The following is a 16,270-nucleotide window of genomic DNA, read 5'->3' as shown; positions in this document are numbered from 1 at the left end:
TTCAAATTTCAAGCTGATGTCTTTAGCCTATTGTGTCCTAGCCGCTCCACGTTTACCAAATATTGTTCCGATCTAAAGCCCAGCTTTATACAAACTTTACAAAAGCGCCCGAAAATGTGGCCGCCGAGCCTCGCCATATCACAGGTCAGGGTAGACTCAAGTCTACCGGTCATCAACCCGTCCAAGTTTTGGCGGAAAAATTTTGAACCCATCAGCTACCCAACTGTCCGGGCTGGAAGTATCTCATTTTTGCAAAAAGGATTTTTTTTAGTGCAGTCGCCGCTCTGGTGCTATACATAGCACCAGAGCGGGGACTGCACAAAGGAATGAGAATTAAATAACTTACAATTTTTATTGTTGTTGTGGGATGGGCGTCCCGCCCGTCCTTTCTGGACAGGCGGGACGCCCATCCCACAAATATGTGTAAATTATTTAATTCGCGATCCTAAGAATGCCAAATTGAGATGCACCCCCGGGCTGGAAGTATCTGTCAAATCCGAATCAAGATTTTTGTGGATTCAGAGCGATTAATCTTGTCGTTAAGAATTTTCGAGCCTGTCTTGCAGGGGGAAAGTTACCGCAGCGAACAGCTAAAAGTTAACGGTTAACTGTGTAACAGGAATGTCAACAGTTAACCGTTAACTGGAAAACTCCGCACCAGAAGTCAGAGGAGTAGGTCAAGAATTGTAGACGTTTTCTGACTGGGAGGTTTCGCGGCTGATGGGTTGCACTTTGGCTTTGGCTTTGGCTGCGTTGCGTTTCAGGGCCTGGAGACGAGCTTCGTATTTAGCCCGTTGAGTTTTTTTGGAGGTTTGCTCGATTAAGGTTTTTAAGGCACTACCGAGGCTTTTATAAGCGTTTGGCAGAGTGTAGCCGAAGCGAGTGGCGAGGGTGAGAGCTTTTTCGTCAGCGTCTACTGCTTCTTTTAAACTTTTGTCTCCGTTGTTTTTTTGGTAAAGTCTCCAGCCGGAGACGCCGCACAAAGATAGGGCCAGTACCAGCAGCAAGCCGTCTTGCACCCAAAGTTCGCCGACGGCGCCGCCTAAACCGATCGCCAGAGCAGCCATTTCCCAACCGTCTCTGGGGATGGTGTCGTTTTGGATGCGGGCGACTTCATGCCAAAATAGGAGGTTGCGCTGATCCATTGCTAGCTGTTCCCAGCGGATCAGGTCTATCTGTATTTCTACCTGGTCTTTGCCTATTTCTTCGCTACGGATTAGGGTGGGATTAACTTCTATTGTTTTTTCTACTGTTACCCAACTTTGGAGTTCTGGGGGCAGTATATTTTTCAAGCGCCGGATCTCACTCATCTCGGCTCTTGCTGTAGAGGTTGCATAGGATGTCATAGCTCCGGCCTATTGATTTTCCAAAGGTTAATATGTGTCTATTTCTGGAGTATAGCAAACCTTGAATCCAAATATAGCCGAGCTGTGGGTGTCGATCGACCTTTTGGCAATTTTATTTGATTTTAGTCGTTGTGGGCGATCGATTTCTTCCGACTATTTCATCAACGGTTGAATTTCCTGCCGCAATTTCGACCAAGCCACCAAAACTTCCGGCTTAGAAGTAATCCCTTTTTGAACCAAAACAACTCCGTCCAATACTTCAGCAATTCCGTAAGAACCGTTCCGCAGAGCTTCGTCTGTAAAACGCACTGCCCCCCTAACTCTACCCCGATCCAGCGGAACTTTTAAATTATGCTGCTGCAACTGCCACAAATCTAACAGCGCATAATCGACATCGACTACCTTTCCCTCTTCATCTCGAAACTGCATCACTTCTAAACGGATGAGGTTTCTGCGACCCGAAAGGTGAGAAACTATGTAACCGCTTGTCGAAACGCTAGCAGCTTGCGGAATCAATTTTAGCACGGTTTGCAGGTCTGTGGCGTGTTCTAATTGCTCCGGCAAGGATTGATAAACCAAAGGATTAAAAGAATAAGGCGACAGAAAATACAAAGCCCCATAGGGATTGGAAGTCAAGGTAAATAATAGCGACAATCCAATACATCCAATCCAAAAACGGTGCAGCCTCGGTTTAAATCTTTCTGGATGTTCCGACCACCATAAAATTACAGCATAAACCAGTAAAGGAATCACGCTTAAGGTATAGCGAGTATTGATAGAAGTCGCTGATTTATTGTAAACTTGCACCAGCAGAACCAGCAAAGGAAAGCTTGACATAATCCAAGCTGGCAGCGAAACAACAGGTATAAATGCCAGCGGCAGCCACAAACCTAAAATAAACCTGATCCGCCTTTCTAAATCGTTAAAAAATACCTCAATTATAATTTGAGGTTGGGTAACAATCCCCCACAGCAGTTCCAGCGTAGACGGATTTTCTGTTTTGACGAATTTCCTAAAAAAATTAGCTAAGTAAAGCCGGGAATTGTCATCAGAAAACATGGGCATCACAACATTGGTAATCAGCGAAACATAACTAAAACTCAACACGCACAGCGCTATTCCGGCTCGCAGATAGCGGCGGCTTACTATTAAATAAGCTCCGATTCCGAACAAACTAATTCCAGTTTCTTCGCGAATTCCTAACGTCAGCGCTGCAAAAATCCAAAACCACACCCACTTTTGCTTTTCTAAAGCTAACAGCAAACTAAATATAAATAGAGGAAGTTGGCAGTGTTCGTAAAAATTTCCCAGCGTCGGGCCTATTACACCATTTGCTCCGTAATAACTGGCTACTATCATTACCGACAGGGGAACAGATAGATAATGTCTTGCTAAAAGATACAAAACTATTCCGGCGACGGCGATTAAAGCTACTTGCAAAACTATCAGGGTAACAGGGGATGGAAACAAGGCATAAATCGGCATCCAAATTAGAAAATTGATAACGAAGTGTTGCCCTAAATGGATGTAAGATGGAGATGACAGTTGTCTGTCTATCAGCGAGGCGCTGGAGGCGCCTGATGACAGGGAACTTTGAAAGAATCTGCCGTGTATGCTGTTCCAAAATACTTGGTTAAATAGGCCGTGATCGTAGGATGCTAAGAAGCTTTCGTAGCGAATTATGCTGAAAGTTAAAACTAATATAAAAAAAATCGCTGCTAGGATTGTAACTTGACGAAATCCTGTTTGATTGTTCCACGAGTCGAGAGGTTTGAATTTCATATTTTTTACTGCACCGATATTTTTTCTAAGGTTGATAGGACTTATCGACAAGTTGCCAGAAACCGGGTTTTTCGCCAAAATACTTGGCTCAAACCCTTAATAAGAGTTGAAAAACCCGGTTTCTTTAGTCGGAGCGATCAAGCCCTGGTTGACTGAAGTTGTGCTTAAATTCGGAAATAGAAATAAATTTGCCTTGGGTTTTAAGCTTGGTAAGGTATTTTTCGAGTTTATCAACCATTTTGCTGCCTGAGTCTTTTTTGACATAACCGGGTAATTTAAACTGGGAAATATCAGTGAATTCCCAGGGGTGAAAGTAGATGTTCAGATACGAGTCTGTTTCTAGCGTTAGCTTGGTTGCCAATTGTATCATTGACAGAGGAAAGTTTTTAAAGCTCAACCAAAATAACGGAAATCGGATCATAGGAGTGACTGAAATGGGAAGGTTGAGCAGTTTATTCGTATAATATGCAGTTCTGGATTTAGATAGATTATTGTATCTGCCGGGGATGTAAGTAGGATTCATTGAGGAGTTGTATTCGTAGCCTGCTTTTTCTATTTCTATGTCGTCAACTGGCTGAAGTCTTGCCATCCTGAATCCAGTGACTTGAGTATTCGTTATTTCTTCTAAGGTTTGCTTTGATTTTTGTAAATCTTCGAGGCTAAATTGAGAGTGGTAAAAGCCGTGGGAGGCGATTTCGTGGTGTTTTGATAGTTCTCTGATTGTATCTCGGTTGTTGAGTGCAAAGTTGGCTGTCACAAAAAATGTGGCTGTAATCTCTAATCTGTCGAGAAGTGATATAATATTTGACAATCCTCGGCTAGATATTTCAAATTTGATTTCCTCTTCCAGGTGTTGACCGTATTCTTCGGGGATGTCAAATTCTTCTAGATCAAAACTCAACAATATTGATTTATTCATAGTAGCCTGCGCGGTCGTTGTATCTAATTTTAAACAAGCTGATCAGCATTTTTAGGGAATCTTTAAGTATGTTGACTTGAGAAAGTTTGTAGAGATGTTCTTGTGAAACTCGGGCGGGTATCTCACCAGTTGTATATCCTTTTTTGTGAGCTAAAAACAGCAGTTCTGCATCAAAGGAAAACCCGGTAATTGTTTGTCTTTTAAATATTTCTTGGGCTGGTATTTTCTTGAAGCCTTTGAGTCCGGCTTGCATATCTCTATATGGTAGATTCAGGATGGCTCGGGAAATTAAGTTAAATATTTTGCCAGCTATTTTTCTGAGTAAGGTAAGATTTCGGAAGTTGTCTCGATCGAGATTTCGGCAACCAATTACGACATCAAATTTTTCTAATTTTTCTACTAAGGGTTCGAGATGTTCGAGGGAGTATGCTAAGTCGCCATCCATGAAGCAAATGCAGTCGGCGTCTGCATCTTCGCATCCTTTTTTGACGGCATACCCTTTGCCTTGACGGTTGCTGTAAGAAATTAGTTTTATGTGATGTGTGGGAAAAGCTTTGAGTTTGTTTTCTATAATTTCCAGTGTATTGTCGGTCGAGCCGTCATTAACAATGATAAAATTGTAAGCATAATTTTTTTGAGTAAATTCTAAAATTCTGTTAAAGGTTTGCTCTATGCAATTTGCTTCGTTGTAAACAGGCAGAATTACTGCGATTTTCATCATTGTTGTTCGATCGCGCTTTCGCAGAAGTATGCTACCACCTCGGGCAAGAAATCACAAGTACAGGACATCAGGTGTCAAAAAGTTAGCCAACAATAAATCTTGTCAAGTTTGAAGGGGGCTGCGGAAAAAGTACGATCGCCATAAATTGTATCATGGTAGGCTTGACCTAGCTCATCTTTAGGGGCGACACGGGCGATCGACAATCTAGACACTCCCAACATCTGAACTCGAAAAACCGTCATACTACCGCCTGAACTATATACCTTATGAGGTTGTAATTGTCAATGATAAATTATTTAGTTAACAAATGGCCCGAGTATTTTCAACCCGGTATGACGCCCCGAAAAAAACGTATTATTAGATTTTTACTAGCATTCCTCCTAACTTTCATCACCTATCAAGCAATCCTAGAAATCATCACAGTAGAAATTCCGATTTTCGGCTTTCACGATATAGTAGACCTGCGGAATCCCCAGGAAATACCGCCGCAGCGGCGAGACTTTCCCGGCGACTACAGCCAGCAAAACTTGGAACCCTTTTTAGATGACTTAGTTAGGCAGAACTATTGGTTTTTGTCAACCCAAGAGCTTTACGAGTATTTCATCGCCAATCCCAAAAAGCCGGTGCCGAGTGAATATCGCGATCGCAAAAAAGTTATGATTACCTTTGACGATGGCAACAAAAGCATTTATACGCACTTACTCCCGATTTTACAAAGACTCGAAAATAAATACAGCAGAAAAACTAAAGTAGTTGTATTTGTCAACTCCGGCTTTTTAGGTCGTCAAGACTCACTCATAAAAAAAGTAACTTGTCAGGACTTAAGAGACGGAATGCAAAAAGGATTTTATGACATTCAATCCCACGGACTGAACCACGAAAATCTTACAAAAATTTCTATGACAGCATTAGACAGAGAACTATCTCAAGACCAAATTAGACTCAGAAAATGCACCAAAGACTTAGATCCAAATCAAATAGTTGCGTCTCACATAGCCTACCCCTTTGGCGCAGTCAACAAAGAAGTTGACAAATATCTCGTCAAATACTTCTCATCAGGATACTTATACGACAGTCTCAAATTAAAATTGCGGTTTTTTCCACCCAATAAATACCGGGTTTCGAGATTAACAGTCAACAAAAAACACTCCGCAGAAAGACTCAGCAGCCTAGCATCAGGAAGCTGGCTACACAAACTAATTGGCAAAAAATAAGCTAGACAGCTTTTACAGTTATTCAATGAAGAATTGGTGAGTGCATTGGAACACGCAACATCGGAATCACAAAATAGCATCGAAAACCAAAAACCCTTAGCAATTGCTGCCGTTTCCCAACGCGCCGACGCACTGGATGCGCTGCGCGGACTAGCAGTATTAGCAATGGTTTTATCAGGTACAATAGCCCGCAAAACCTTACCAGCGTGGATGTATCACGCCCAATTACCACCACCAGACCATATTTTCAATAACAAACTGCCAGGATTAACCTGGGTTGACTTAGTTTTCCCCTTCTTTTTGTTTGCAATGGGCGCCGCGATACCGCTAGCTTTGTCGCGCCGCATCGCCAAGGGAGGGGATTTTAAAAAAGTAATATTCTCTATTTTGCAAAGAGGCTTTTTATTAGCATCATTTGCCATATTTCTCCAGCACATTCGCCCGACTACAATTAATCCCGACGAACCCAGTCCGCAAAAGTGGTGGCTGGCTTTGTGCGGTTTTTTTCTATTATTTTTAATGTACGTTCGCTGGCCACAAAAATGGTCAACTTGGCTGTGGCGAGCGATGACAGTTGCTGGTTGGAGTGCCGGAATTGGCTTCATCTCTAATATCAAATATCCCGATGGTAGGGGAATTTCTTTTGAACGCCAGGATATCATCTTGATGGTACTTGCAAATGTAGCGGTTTTTGGTTCTATAATTTGGCTGTTTACTCGTTCAAATGTATGGTTGCGAGTCGGATTTTTGGGCTTGCTATTGGCGGCGCGCCTGTCTTCTCATGATGCTGGTTGGATTAAGTCTATTTGGCTGTACTCTCCTGCACCTTGGCTGTTTCAATTTGATTATTTAAAGTATTTGTTTGTAGTGATTCCTGGTACGATTGTTGGAGATTTACTTGCAAGGTGGATAGAGTATCGTTCGCCGGAAGAGGCGATTTATGCTAGCTGGAAAAGTTGGCGCTATTTTAGCATTATGATTTTGATGTTTGCTGTCAATTTAGTTTTGTTAGTTGGACTGCAATCTAGATTGGTGTGGCAGACGACCTTAGTGACGGTGGTACTGTGTTTGTGCGGTTTGCTTTTGTTGAGAAAGCCTCGGAATGTCACGGAAAATGTCTTGAACCGTCTTTACAAATGGGGTTTTTATTGGCTGGTTCTGGGTTTGCTATTTGAGCCTTATGAAGGCGGAATTAAGAAAGATTCGGCGACGATGAGTTACTTTTTTGTAACGACTGGAATGGCGATTTTTCTGTTAATTGGGTTGACGATAATTATCGATGTGTTTCAGAAGAGATGCTTTTTGCAGTTGTTTATTGATAACGGGGTGAATCCGATGATTGGGTATGCGGGATTTGCCAATATTATCTGGCCGATTCTGGTGTTAAATGAATGGGAACCTGTGATTATTGAGATGACTTCCACCGATCCGTTTATGGGTTTTTTGAGGGGCTTTGGATATACGGCGATTTTAGCGTTAATTGTGGTGGTATTTACGAGGTTGAAACTGTTTTTGAGGACGTGAGTTAATTAAAGGGCGAGTTTATCTTCAGCTATTGTAGCGGAATGATTTAACCGCAGAGAACACAGAGGACGCAGAGGGAGAGAATGGATCGTGACTTACGCACGGGGTTCATAAACCTGGTTTTTGGTCTCCCATGCGTAACTTCTAGGAAAGTGACTTTAAAATGCCACTTTCTAATTGATAAATCGCTGCCATAATTCCAGTTTCAGGATTGGTTAACAGGGATTTTTTGACATCTTTCAAGTAACTTACAAGGTGTTCGCGCAAAATTGGTCTTTCTATTGTGACTGTATGATTGTAATCCCACAAATCCCACATGATAATCCCGACACCGACAATCGGGTCGATTAAACCTACTCCTAGCTGACTTGCAACTGTACCGCCTGTTTTTGTTGCTATTTTGGCGGCGGCTTTGCTGGCAACTTTTGCTGTAACTTTGCTGCCGACTTTGGTTGCTACTCCCAATATTAATGGTTTAGCAATTAAGTAACCGCTGCCGCCAACTAATACTTTTAATGATAAATTTGAGACGTTTCCTTTGTCGCTAATTGTGGTGGCAATGTCGTTCAGATATTTGTCCCACTGTACTTGTGGGATGTTATAGTTGTTTTGAACTACTTTGACATTTTTGCTGACTTCGGCTATGTACAAGTTAGCAGTATCTTGAGTGATTAATTGAAATTTCAATTGAGCATTTTTGGGAACCAGCACGCGGTTAGCAAATTCTCTTTGGAAGTCTTCTGTTAATTTTTCGGAAACAGCGCGAGATGCTGCTGTCATGTCAAATCGGTTGAGTACGGCGGATTTGACGAAGTTGAAAGGTACTGTAAACTCCATCTTTTTTTGGTTGAAGTAATCGAAGTACCAATCGAGGAAGCTGTTGTCTACTCGTGCTATTACTTCGGTTTCCCATTTGTCCAATTCTTTTGATGCGAAAGCCTCGGCTGTTGTATTGGCTTTTTGGATGGCGTTTTTAATGTCTTGGTTGACTTTGCTGAAGTCGTGGGGCGGTGAGACTACAACGGTTGTGGTTGCCGTATTTGTTAGCGACTGGGAGATGAGAAAGTTGCCTAGTAGGGGAATGATGACTACTATAATTACAACTGTCCAAATCATCGGCGTCACGGTTTTGATAAACTGGGTGATGACTTTGAGACGTTCTGTTTTCTCTGAATAGCTGATTTTTTCGCTGTCTCGACTCATGGCGGTTCGTCAATTGATGAGATTTTGGGGCTAGTTTTGATTATAGGCGGCGTTTTGGGCGATCGTGTGGCGGGCGATCGGGCTCGGATTCGGGAAGGGTTGGGGAAAAGTGCGTGAAGCAAAGCTATCCCGTAGGGAATCGGGTGTTGCTTAATCAGGGTATGAAAAAAATAAGTTGAAAATCCCCAAGCTTTGTCGATACTCGTTTCTATGACTGGCATATTTAGCCTTTCATACCGTCAATCAGCAACGCCGGGAATCGTTCATTTTTTGTAGTAATTTTCGCGCCTGGTAAAAATAATTTTTCCTTGGCTTGTCTGAATTCAATATTGAAGCGATGGAACAATTTTTTATTGGTAAATACAAAATTTAAAAATAGCAATCAAAAAATATCACGCGCTGCTGCTATCAAGTTGCCCCTTCGCAAACGAGAAGCCAAATCACTTACAAAGTAACTGGGCAATTCGCCGAAAGTCCGAAGGTCAGGCGATTAGGAGTTAGCTTAAACGTATGGACGGCGATCCACCGTCCGAATTGCAAGGCTGTTGTACATGAGTTACAGCGCGCGTGACTATTAAAGTATAACAAATCCCAACAATATATAGCAACCTTTTTAGTAAAAAATGCGATCGTCTACCTTTAAAACTGATTAACATCTTCCTCATTAGGAGTATCTGATCTGATTTCACAGCTTAATCCTATATATTTTAATTGAAAGTTGACCATTTTTCTGCCATGACCTACTGATGACCAAGTTGTCAAATCACGCAGCAATTCTAATAGTTCTTCGTCTGTTAACTGTTGCAATGATTGCTTATTATAAATTTTATTTAAATATATCTGTTTAATTCTTTTGGAAAATCTAAATTCCTTAAGTTGAGTATGAATCTGAGCCACTATGTCAGATTGATTCAGAATCGGTTGACTGACATTAGGAACTTTTGCCTGATTTTTGCGTCCGTATTTCTCTTTTATGCGATCGATCTGCTCTTTGAATTTAGCACCTTTTTCAGGATTGACCATTGAGACAAAATTGGCAAAACCTTCAATTGATGCGATGATATCCCCAGAATGTCCCCAGTTGTGACCTTCCAGACCATCTTTTTCAATTTGATAAAGAACAGCACGAAAATTTTTGAGTTTTTCTCTTGAAACATTAAGTTTTTCATTAACTACAATACCAGTAACTTCCTGCTGCTGATATCTGCGAATCACTCTAGTTTTCTGTTCATTAATGTCAAAATCTTCTTGCTCGACAATACACCTGGTGTTTTGGAAGATATTAAAGATATGGCCCAGACTCTCACCCGAAGCTGAAAAAGTTAGGTCATCAGCGTACCGAGTATAACCAAAACCATACTGTTTCGCCATCGAATATAATCGCCGATCCAGCTTGTGGCACAGAATATTTGTAATTGCTGGACTTGTTGGTGCTCCCTGTGGTAAGTATCGTTTAGTCCACGAAAGTAATAATTCTGTTTTACCGTTCAATTCAATCTCTTGAATTTTCGGTTCCGTGCAAATCAAACCAAAAATTGTTGAGGCAGTTTCCGAATAGCCGAATGATTTGAAAAGTCCCTTAACTCGTCTATAGGAAATAGAAGGAAAAAAATCTTTGAGATCGATATTGATTATTACATCTTTTCCTACATGAGGCTCTGCATTCGTAACGATAGAATGTTTAAGGCGAAAACCGTGAGCAGCATCGTGTAGTTGAATTTTTTCTAAAATATTCTCAAGAATCCACTTTTGAGTTTTCTTCAACAAGTGTGTCGGTGCTGAGATTTTCCTATTTCCACCCGTTTTTTTCGGAATTTGGAAACGGATGTAATGGTATTTTTTGCGTGAGAAAGCCAGAAAGCGCAATCCTTTAACACTAACTCCCATAGCTTGGGCGATGGATTCCTGAGAATTACACAATGGCAAGTTCTGGCTTTGCAATCGCTCCGAATCAAACTTGGCATTGTTAATACGCTTCTCCTGCAAGATTTGACTCTGTTTTAGTTGCCTAGAAAGCCAGCACTCTCGCCGTAGAAACTGATCTTCTACAATGCTCTCACACTCTTGTCTTAAAGATTCTATCTCCCAATACGACATAAACTCATTGGGAAATGCGTCTACCAGATCGTCATAGCACTCATACCAGTTTTCATTGTAAAATATTAAATTATGGTCACTATTATCTGATTGTACATTTTCACTTGTTTTGAAACAATCCTGCTCGATAAGTATTTGTAAATTATTGGAGATAGTCGTATATTCTTTATCGTTCAAGAGCTTTGTTGCTTGCTGTAAATTTTCAAGAGCTTCCTGCTTGTTTTGTTGTCGCCTGTGGATCAAGCATCGGTAGTGGTAGGCTTGGACGCAGTTTAGATCGCAACTGATAGCTTGGTTAAAGCATTCAAGAGCTTCGTCATAGTTGCGTTGCTTAAAATAAGAAACTCCTTGAAAAATCAGCTCATTTATATCCATATTATTTTCTCTACTATCTTCAAATCTTTCTTAAGCCGTCGCCCGCTTGATAACCATTCCTCATAACTTACTCGGAAGGTTGAATTTTAGGCTGCCTTGCTCAACACAGCTAAAATATATTGTTCAATACTTACTCCCTCCCTCTCAGCATGGCCTGCTAAATTCCTGTGCAGTGATTTAGGAATCCGTAAAGATAAACTTCCACTATACTCAATTTCCGTTGTAGGTAAAGGAATCTCATGCCCGCACTCATAAGCAGTCTCTATCCACAATTCTCTAGCTTCCTCAATATTCTCCATTGCTTCTAGCAAAGTTTCTCCTACAGACATACAACCTGGAAGGTCTTTGATGAGGACTGTATAGCCTCCTTCTGGATCTGGGTAAAGACTTATAGCATATCTCAGGCTCAGGTAATATTCTAAAGATTTATTCTTCAATTCTATCTTCTGATTCATTGCTCCAATCCTCCAGTTTCAATAGCGCAACAATTTGCTTTACGTATACTCCTTTTACCTTTTTACCACCTTTTTTAGGAACTGTAATATTTAATCCATCAGCATTAACAAAAGTATGGTGGCTTCCTTTCGATCGCTTTTCTTCAAACCCAAAAGCAGTTAGGATATAGCACACATCGTCAAACCGCACTTCTGGTGGATTTGATAAAAATTGTTCTACCAGTTTTTCTAACTTGCCCATGAATTTTTATAGATGCTTATACTATTCTAATAAAAAAGGGTGGGCATTGCCCACCCTCGCTAGGAATCAGGTGTTATTGAGAAACTAAACCTTAGCTTCTTTCTTCACCAAGTCACCCCAACCCAAATCCTTCAGCGAATTATTCCGGCGCAACGGACGAGTCACCAATTCCAAAATATCCCGCGCATTTCCAAACCCGTGAATCTGTGCGAAAGTAAACTCAACTGACCACTTAGTATTAATTCCCCGCGCTTCCAAAGGATTTGCGTGAGCCATGCCAGTAATCACCAAGTCGATATTTTGCGCGTAAATCCGCTGTAACTGATTGTAATTGTCTGGTTTTTCGACAATCCGAGGTGTGGGAACTCCCATCTCGTGACAAGTCTTTTCTAACAAAGCCAATTCAGCCGCCTGATAGCGTTTGTCCATGTAAGGAATGCCGATTTCTGGACAAGTCATGCCGCAGCGAATCAAGAAACGTGCTAAAGAAATCTCTAGCAAGTTGTCGCCCATGAAGAAGACTGATTTGCCGCGAATGATTTGCAGATAATCTTCTAAGCCCGCCCAGATTTGTGCTTCCCGTTCGTCTAAACCTTTTGGTTCTATGTTGAGTACGGAGCAAATTTTTTCAATCCAAGCGCGAGTTCCGTCTGGCCCGATCGGGAATGGAGCACCAATTAGCTTACACTTACGACGGCGCATCAACGTCGAAGCGGTACGGGACAAGAACGGATTCATGCCAGATACATAATAACCTTCTTCCAGAACTGGCAATTCAGTGTAGCGTTTGGAAGGCAGCCAACCAGAAACTTTGATGCCTTGCTTCTTCAATTCTAAGGTTAGCTGAGTCACAACCGGATCGGGCAAAGAACCGAAAAGTACCAGCGGTGTGTGCTTGACATATTCCGATTCATCTGCTGCAACTTCCTCTTTTTTCTTGCCGAAATTCAGCAGTTGAGAGATAGCATTGCGTTCTACTTTCTGAGATTCCATCACTGGCGCTTTCTCAGGGCATTTAGCAGCCATCGCCGCCAAAACTGTATCTTCACCTTGAGTAAAGGCGTAATCCAAGCCGTTAGCGCGGGCTGTGACGATGGGAATGCCAATTTCGGCTTCCAGCTTCGGCGCCAAGCCTTCTAAGTCCATTTTGATGATTTCGGTGGTGCAAGTACCGATCCAAACAATTACGCTGGGGTTACGATCGCGCTTAATTTGCAAGCACAGCCGCTTCAACTCATCAAAATCGTTTAATTGAGCGGAAATGTCGCCTTCTTCCAACTCAGCCATCGCATAGCGCGGTTCGGCAAAAATCATCACGCCCATGGCGTTTTGCAAGAAGTAGCCGCAAGTTTTGGTACCGATGACTAGGAAAAAGCTATCTTCAATTTTTTGATAAAGCCAAGCTACGCAGCTAATCGGACAAAATGTGTGATAATTACCAGTTTCGCATTCAAAGTTTAAAGCTTCTGGCTCAGTAGTCGTAATTGCAGTCATATTTCAAATGTTCTCCATTTAAATTGTTTTTCGTCTTGAACTTTCCCAGGCTAGGCTAGCGAGGAAATAGCTGTATTTGGCGATCGCGCGATCGCAGAACAATAATAGAAATACCTGGTTTTGGCGTAATTCCTGTGAAAAATAGATGCAGCAAACTGAATATTTTCGCAGCAGCAGCATCTAAAATTCCAGCTCAAAAATTCTGCGCGAGGGCTTGTAATCCCTCACAGCAGGGATTTAGTGTTTTTCAACTCGCTAAGCTAAAAACCATTTTGGTGGTTGTGAGTTTGAGTCAATTAAAATTTAACAATTAAAATTTAACAACTCGCAACTCACAACTCACAAATAGGCGGGAAAACTCCCGACTAGGATAGACTTTGGCGATCGCAACAACCTTACTTAAAATCCGACAAAAAGCCCGAAATCTCTTCATCCTCATCATCAGAATCCAAATCACCGAGACCTAGAGCATCTAAATCATCTTCATCAGGATCTCCGGTAGTTGCTTCCCCCAAATCGTCTAGTCCGAGTTCGTCGAGGTCATCGTCATCAGATACAGAGAAATCGTCAAGACCATCTTCGTCCAAGTCGCCCAGATCCATATCTAGGTCATCTGAGGTCGTAGCCCCAAACGGATCGGGTATTGCTTCGGCGACAAACTCTGCATCTTCTTCCCCAAACGGATCGGATATCCCCGCTTCGAGATCCCCAGAGGTCAAAGTCCCAAATTCTGAGGCTTCATCTTCCTCGTCATCGAGGTCGAGACCGCCCAAAGCCGAGCCTTCATCTTCCTCATCGTCGAGGTCGAGACCGCCCAAAGCTGAGGCTTCATCTTCCTCATCATCGAGGTCGAGACCGCCCAAAGCTGAGGCTTCATCTTCCTCATCGTCGAGGTCGAGACCGCCCAAAGCTGAGGCTTCATCTTCCTCGTCATCGCCCATATCGAAGTCTGATATGGCGTCTTCCTCATCCTCGCCCATATCGAAGCCAGATATGCCGTCTTCCTCATCCTCGCTCATATCAAAGTCTGATATGCCGTCTTCCTCATCGTCCCCGAGAGCGAGACCGTCCAAAGCCGAGGCTTCTTCTTCCTCATCCTCGTCCATGTCGAAGTCGGAGACAGATTCTTCCTCATCCTCGTCCATGTCGAAGTCGGAGATAGATTCTGCCTCGTCCTCGTCCATGTCGAAGTCGGAGATAGATTCTGCTTCGTCCTCGTCCATGTCGAAGTCAGAGACTGCTTCTTCCTCATCCGGTCTCAGTGCGTTAACAGCAGCAGCCAGACCAGCGACTCCGGCGACTCCGGCGACTACTCCGGCTGCTGTTAACGCCGCACCGCCTAATTTATTAGATTTGGCATCAGCAGTTGGAGCGGCTGCGGGTGCAGCAGTTGCAGTTGGAGCGGCTGCGGGTGCAGCAGTTGCAGTTGGAGCGGCTGCGGGTGCAGCAGTTGCAGTTGGAGTGGCTGCGGGTGCAGCAGTTGCAGTTGGAGCGGCTGCGGGTGCAGCAGTTGCAGTTGGAGGTTGACCGGCTACCTGTGGCACGGTACTTGAAGGCATACCCAGTGCTAGATCCGGGTCAAAATTTAGACCCAAGACTTCGATCAGGCTGTCTGCATCCGGCTTGAGTTTTGAGAAGGGCAGCATTAATTGCTGGAGTTCCGGCTCCAGGGCAGCCGCAATTCCCAGGATGAGGTAAGAAACAGGCCTTTTCCCGCCGTCGGGTGTGGCGACCGTGTTGTCAGCCGTCATGTGCAGGAGCAGCCAAGTCCGATTTGCCTGGTAGTAGTCCAACCACTTCTGTTTGAGAGCAACTGAAAAAGTATCAAAAAAAGCCATAACCTCTTTATCCTCATCCTGATCGCTAGACCTATTAAACCATCATCAGGTCTAGCTCATCTTCCTCCTTCTTGACCACTGGTTGCACAGGATTTAGATAAAAATCTGACAACAAGGAGAATAATTCGCGATCGGGCGTGTCGTTGGGCACTACTCCTTCGGGCATTGCCAAAATTTGGTCGGCGATGTTGAGGTAGTAATCGCAGACGTAGTTGAGGGAGGGATCGCTCTCGGCCATCTCAAACAAAGTCTTGCCTTTGACGCGAGAAACGCGGATGTCTTCAATTAGCGGCAGGACTTCGAGCACTGGCATGGGTACAGTGTCGATGTACTTGTCGATCAAATCGCGCTTGGAGGTGCGGTTGCCAATTAGACCGGCGAGGCGCAACGGGTGAGTGCGGGCTTTTTCGCGAACTGAGGCGGCGATGCGGTTGGCTGCAAATAATGCGTCGAATCCGTTGTCGGTCACAATCATGCAGTAGTCGGCGTAGTTCAATGGGGCAGCAAAACCGCCGCACACTACGTCGCCGAGCACGTCGAACAGGATGATGTCGTATTCCTCGAAGGCGTTGAGTTCTTTGAGTAGTTTGACGGTTTCGCCGACGACGTAGCCGCCGCAACCAGCTCCTGCGGGCGGGCCGCCTGCTTCTACGCAGTCAACGCCGCCGTAGCCTTTGTAGATGACATCTTCGGGCCAAACGTCTTCGTAGTGATAGTCCTTTTCCTGAAGGGTGTCAATAATTGTGGGGATCAAGAAGCCCGTGAGGGTAAATGTGCTGTCGTGCTTTGGATCGCAACCGATTTGCAAAACTTTCTTGCCGCGTTTGGCTAGGGCAACGGAGATGTTGCAGCTTGTTGTCGATTTGCCAATTCCACCTTTTCCGTAAACTGCGAGTTTCACTCTTTTTTTCTCCTATAGGTTTCTATCAAAACGATCGGGCTGGGGTTTGACGCTTTGATGTTGCGATCGCTACGCCTCTAATCGCCAATTAATTGGACAAACGTGGACTCAGCATACAAAAGAAAACCTTGGCACCTCAAAAGTGGTCATTCTTTTTGGC

At 43.4% G+C, this 16,270-nt stretch carries 15 protein-coding genes; 2 read left to right on the top strand and 13 right to left on the bottom strand.

Annotated features, from left to right (window positions below; all coding sequences use genetic code 11):
• Window positions 1-677 precede the first annotated feature (677 nt).
• From JGK14_RS24210 to JGK14_RS24190, 5 genes are all read right to left on the bottom strand, one after another.
• On the bottom strand, window positions 678-1,346 hold the full coding sequence (locus JGK14_RS24210) for a DUF3318 domain-containing protein (RefSeq protein ID WP_293183247.1): 669 nt from the start codon (window positions 1,344-1,346) through the stop codon (window positions 678-680).
• Window positions 1,347-1,499: 153 nt separating this feature from the next.
• Complete coding sequence (locus JGK14_RS24205; protein WP_293183245.1) at window positions 1,500-3,128, bottom strand: DUF2079 domain-containing protein; 1,629 nt, start codon at window positions 3,126-3,128, stop codon at window positions 1,500-1,502.
• Between the two features lie 124 nt (window positions 3,129-3,252).
• Window positions 3,253-4,047: a polysaccharide deacetylase family protein gene (locus JGK14_RS24200; RefSeq protein WP_293183243.1), complete on the bottom strand. Its 795-nt coding sequence runs from the start codon at window positions 4,045-4,047 to the stop codon at window positions 3,253-3,255.
• A complete protein-coding gene (locus tag JGK14_RS24195) occupies window positions 4,040-4,768 on the bottom strand; it encodes a glycosyltransferase (RefSeq protein ID WP_293183241.1) in 729 nt (242 codons plus the stop codon). Before JGK14_RS24195 ends, JGK14_RS24200 begins: the two co-directional genes overlap by 8 nt.
• A gap of 74 nt (window positions 4,769-4,842) precedes the next feature.
• Window positions 4,843-5,010, bottom strand: a complete 168-nt coding sequence (locus tag JGK14_RS24190; RefSeq protein WP_293183239.1) for a hypothetical protein — start codon at window positions 5,008-5,010, stop codon at window positions 4,843-4,845.
• Between the two features lie 90 nt (window positions 5,011-5,100).
• On the opposite strand from JGK14_RS24190, the gene JGK14_RS24185 reads away from it, so the two are divergent.
• Together JGK14_RS24185 and JGK14_RS24180 are read left to right on the top strand one after the other, a co-directional pair.
• Window positions 5,101-5,982, top strand: coding sequence for a polysaccharide deacetylase family protein (locus JGK14_RS24185; protein WP_293327453.1), 882 nt, complete (start codon window positions 5,101-5,103; stop codon window positions 5,980-5,982).
• A 36-nt stretch (window positions 5,983-6,018) separates the two neighbouring features.
• Window positions 6,019-7,506, top strand: coding sequence for a DUF5009 domain-containing protein (locus JGK14_RS24180; protein WP_293218913.1), 1,488 nt, complete (start codon window positions 6,019-6,021; stop codon window positions 7,504-7,506).
• Between the two features lie 144 nt (window positions 7,507-7,650).
• Here JGK14_RS24180 and JGK14_RS24175 read toward each other — a convergent pair whose 3' ends face one another.
• The 8 genes from JGK14_RS24175 to bchL all read right to left on the bottom strand — a co-directional run bounded on the left by JGK14_RS24175 (window position 7,651) and on the right by bchL (window position 16,110).
• The gene (locus JGK14_RS24175; RefSeq protein WP_293190526.1) at window positions 7,651-8,709 is read right to left on the bottom strand and encodes a hypothetical protein; all 1,059 of its coding nucleotides are present in this window, start codon (window positions 8,707-8,709) and stop codon (window positions 7,651-7,653) included.
• A complete protein-coding gene (locus tag JGK14_RS24170; RefSeq protein ID WP_293218911.1) occupies window positions 8,706-8,930 on the bottom strand; it encodes a hypothetical protein in 225 nt (74 codons plus the stop codon). Before JGK14_RS24170 ends, JGK14_RS24175 begins: the two co-directional genes overlap by 4 nt.
• 418 nt (window positions 8,931-9,348) lie before the next feature.
• Window positions 9,349-11,181, bottom strand: a complete 1,833-nt coding sequence (locus JGK14_RS24165) for a reverse transcriptase domain-containing protein (protein ID WP_293218909.1) — start codon at window positions 11,179-11,181, stop codon at window positions 9,349-9,351.
• Window positions 11,182-11,267: 86 nt separating this feature from the next.
• Window positions 11,268-11,636: a type II toxin-antitoxin system HicB family antitoxin gene (locus JGK14_RS24160; protein WP_293218907.1), complete on the bottom strand. Its 369-nt coding sequence runs from the start codon at window positions 11,634-11,636 to the stop codon at window positions 11,268-11,270.
• Window positions 11,608-11,877, bottom strand: coding sequence for a type II toxin-antitoxin system HicA family toxin (locus tag JGK14_RS24155; RefSeq protein ID WP_293218905.1), 270 nt, complete (start codon window positions 11,875-11,877; stop codon window positions 11,608-11,610). Before JGK14_RS24155 ends, JGK14_RS24160 begins: the two co-directional genes overlap by 29 nt.
• An 84-nt stretch (window positions 11,878-11,961) precedes the next feature.
• Window positions 11,962-13,371, bottom strand: coding sequence for a ferredoxin:protochlorophyllide reductase (ATP-dependent) subunit N (locus JGK14_RS24150; RefSeq protein WP_293212396.1), 1,410 nt, complete (start codon window positions 13,369-13,371; stop codon window positions 11,962-11,964).
• Between the two features lie 395 nt (window positions 13,372-13,766).
• Window positions 13,767-15,209, bottom strand: a complete 1,443-nt coding sequence (locus JGK14_RS24145; RefSeq protein WP_293190520.1) for a DUF5331 domain-containing protein — start codon at window positions 15,207-15,209, stop codon at window positions 13,767-13,769.
• 34 nt (window positions 15,210-15,243) lie between these two features.
• Window positions 15,244-16,110: a ferredoxin:protochlorophyllide reductase (ATP-dependent) iron-sulfur ATP-binding protein gene (bchL, locus tag JGK14_RS24140; RefSeq protein WP_265237962.1), complete on the bottom strand. Its 867-nt coding sequence runs from the start codon at window positions 16,108-16,110 to the stop codon at window positions 15,244-15,246.
• Window positions 16,111-16,270 lie beyond the last annotated feature (160 nt).

Origin of the sequence: Microcoleus sp. PH2017_28_MFU_U_A, from assembly GCF_020738035.1 — a bacterium.
Classification (GTDB): Bacteria; Cyanobacteriota; Cyanobacteriia; order Cyanobacteriales; family Microcoleaceae; genus Microcoleus.
The sequence above is the reverse complement of the archived record's forward strand: the minus strand, read 5'-3'. Positions and strand labels throughout refer to the sequence as shown.

Bases quoted from the DNA above. Each gene is read 5' to 3' on its own strand.
- JGK14_RS24210 (WP_293183247.1), bottom strand. From the start codon at position 1,346: ATGACATCCTATGCAACCTCTACAGCAAGAGCCGAGATGAGTGAGATC.
- JGK14_RS24205 (WP_293183245.1), bottom strand. From the start codon at position 3,128: ATGAAATTCAAACCTCTCGACTCGTGGAACAATCAAACAGGATTTCGT.
- JGK14_RS24200 (WP_293183243.1), bottom strand. From the start codon at position 4,047: ATGAATAAATCAATATTGTTGAGTTTTGATCTAGAAGAATTTGACATC.
- JGK14_RS24195 (WP_293183241.1), bottom strand. From the start codon at position 4,768: ATGATGAAAATCGCAGTAATTCTGCCTGTTTACAACGAAGCAAATTGC.
- JGK14_RS24190 (WP_293183239.1), bottom strand. From the start codon at position 5,010: ATGACGGTTTTTCGAGTTCAGATGTTGGGAGTGTCTAGATTGTCGATC.
- JGK14_RS24185 (WP_293327453.1), top strand. From the start codon at position 5,101: ATGACGCCCCGAAAAAAACGTATTATTAGATTTTTACTAGCATTCCTC.
- JGK14_RS24175 (WP_293190526.1), bottom strand. From the start codon at position 8,709: ATGAGTCGAGACAGCGAAAAAATCAGCTATTCAGAGAAAACAGAACGT.
- JGK14_RS24170 (WP_293218911.1), bottom strand. From the start codon at position 8,930: ATGCCAGTCATAGAAACGAGTATCGACAAAGCTTGGGGATTTTCAACT.
- JGK14_RS24165 (WP_293218909.1), bottom strand. From the start codon at position 11,181: ATGGATATAAATGAGCTGATTTTTCAAGGAGTTTCTTATTTTAAGCAA.
- JGK14_RS24160 (WP_293218907.1), bottom strand. From the start codon at position 11,636: ATGAATCAGAAGATAGAATTGAAGAATAAATCTTTAGAATATTACCTG.
- JGK14_RS24155 (WP_293218905.1), bottom strand. From the start codon at position 11,877: ATGGGCAAGTTAGAAAAACTGGTAGAACAATTTTTATCAAATCCACCA.
- JGK14_RS24150 (WP_293212396.1), bottom strand. From the start codon at position 13,371: ATGACTGCAATTACGACTACTGAGCCAGAAGCTTTAAACTTTGAATGC.
- JGK14_RS24145 (WP_293190520.1), bottom strand. From the start codon at position 15,209: ATGGCTTTTTTTGATACTTTTTCAGTTGCTCTCAAACAGAAGTGGTTG.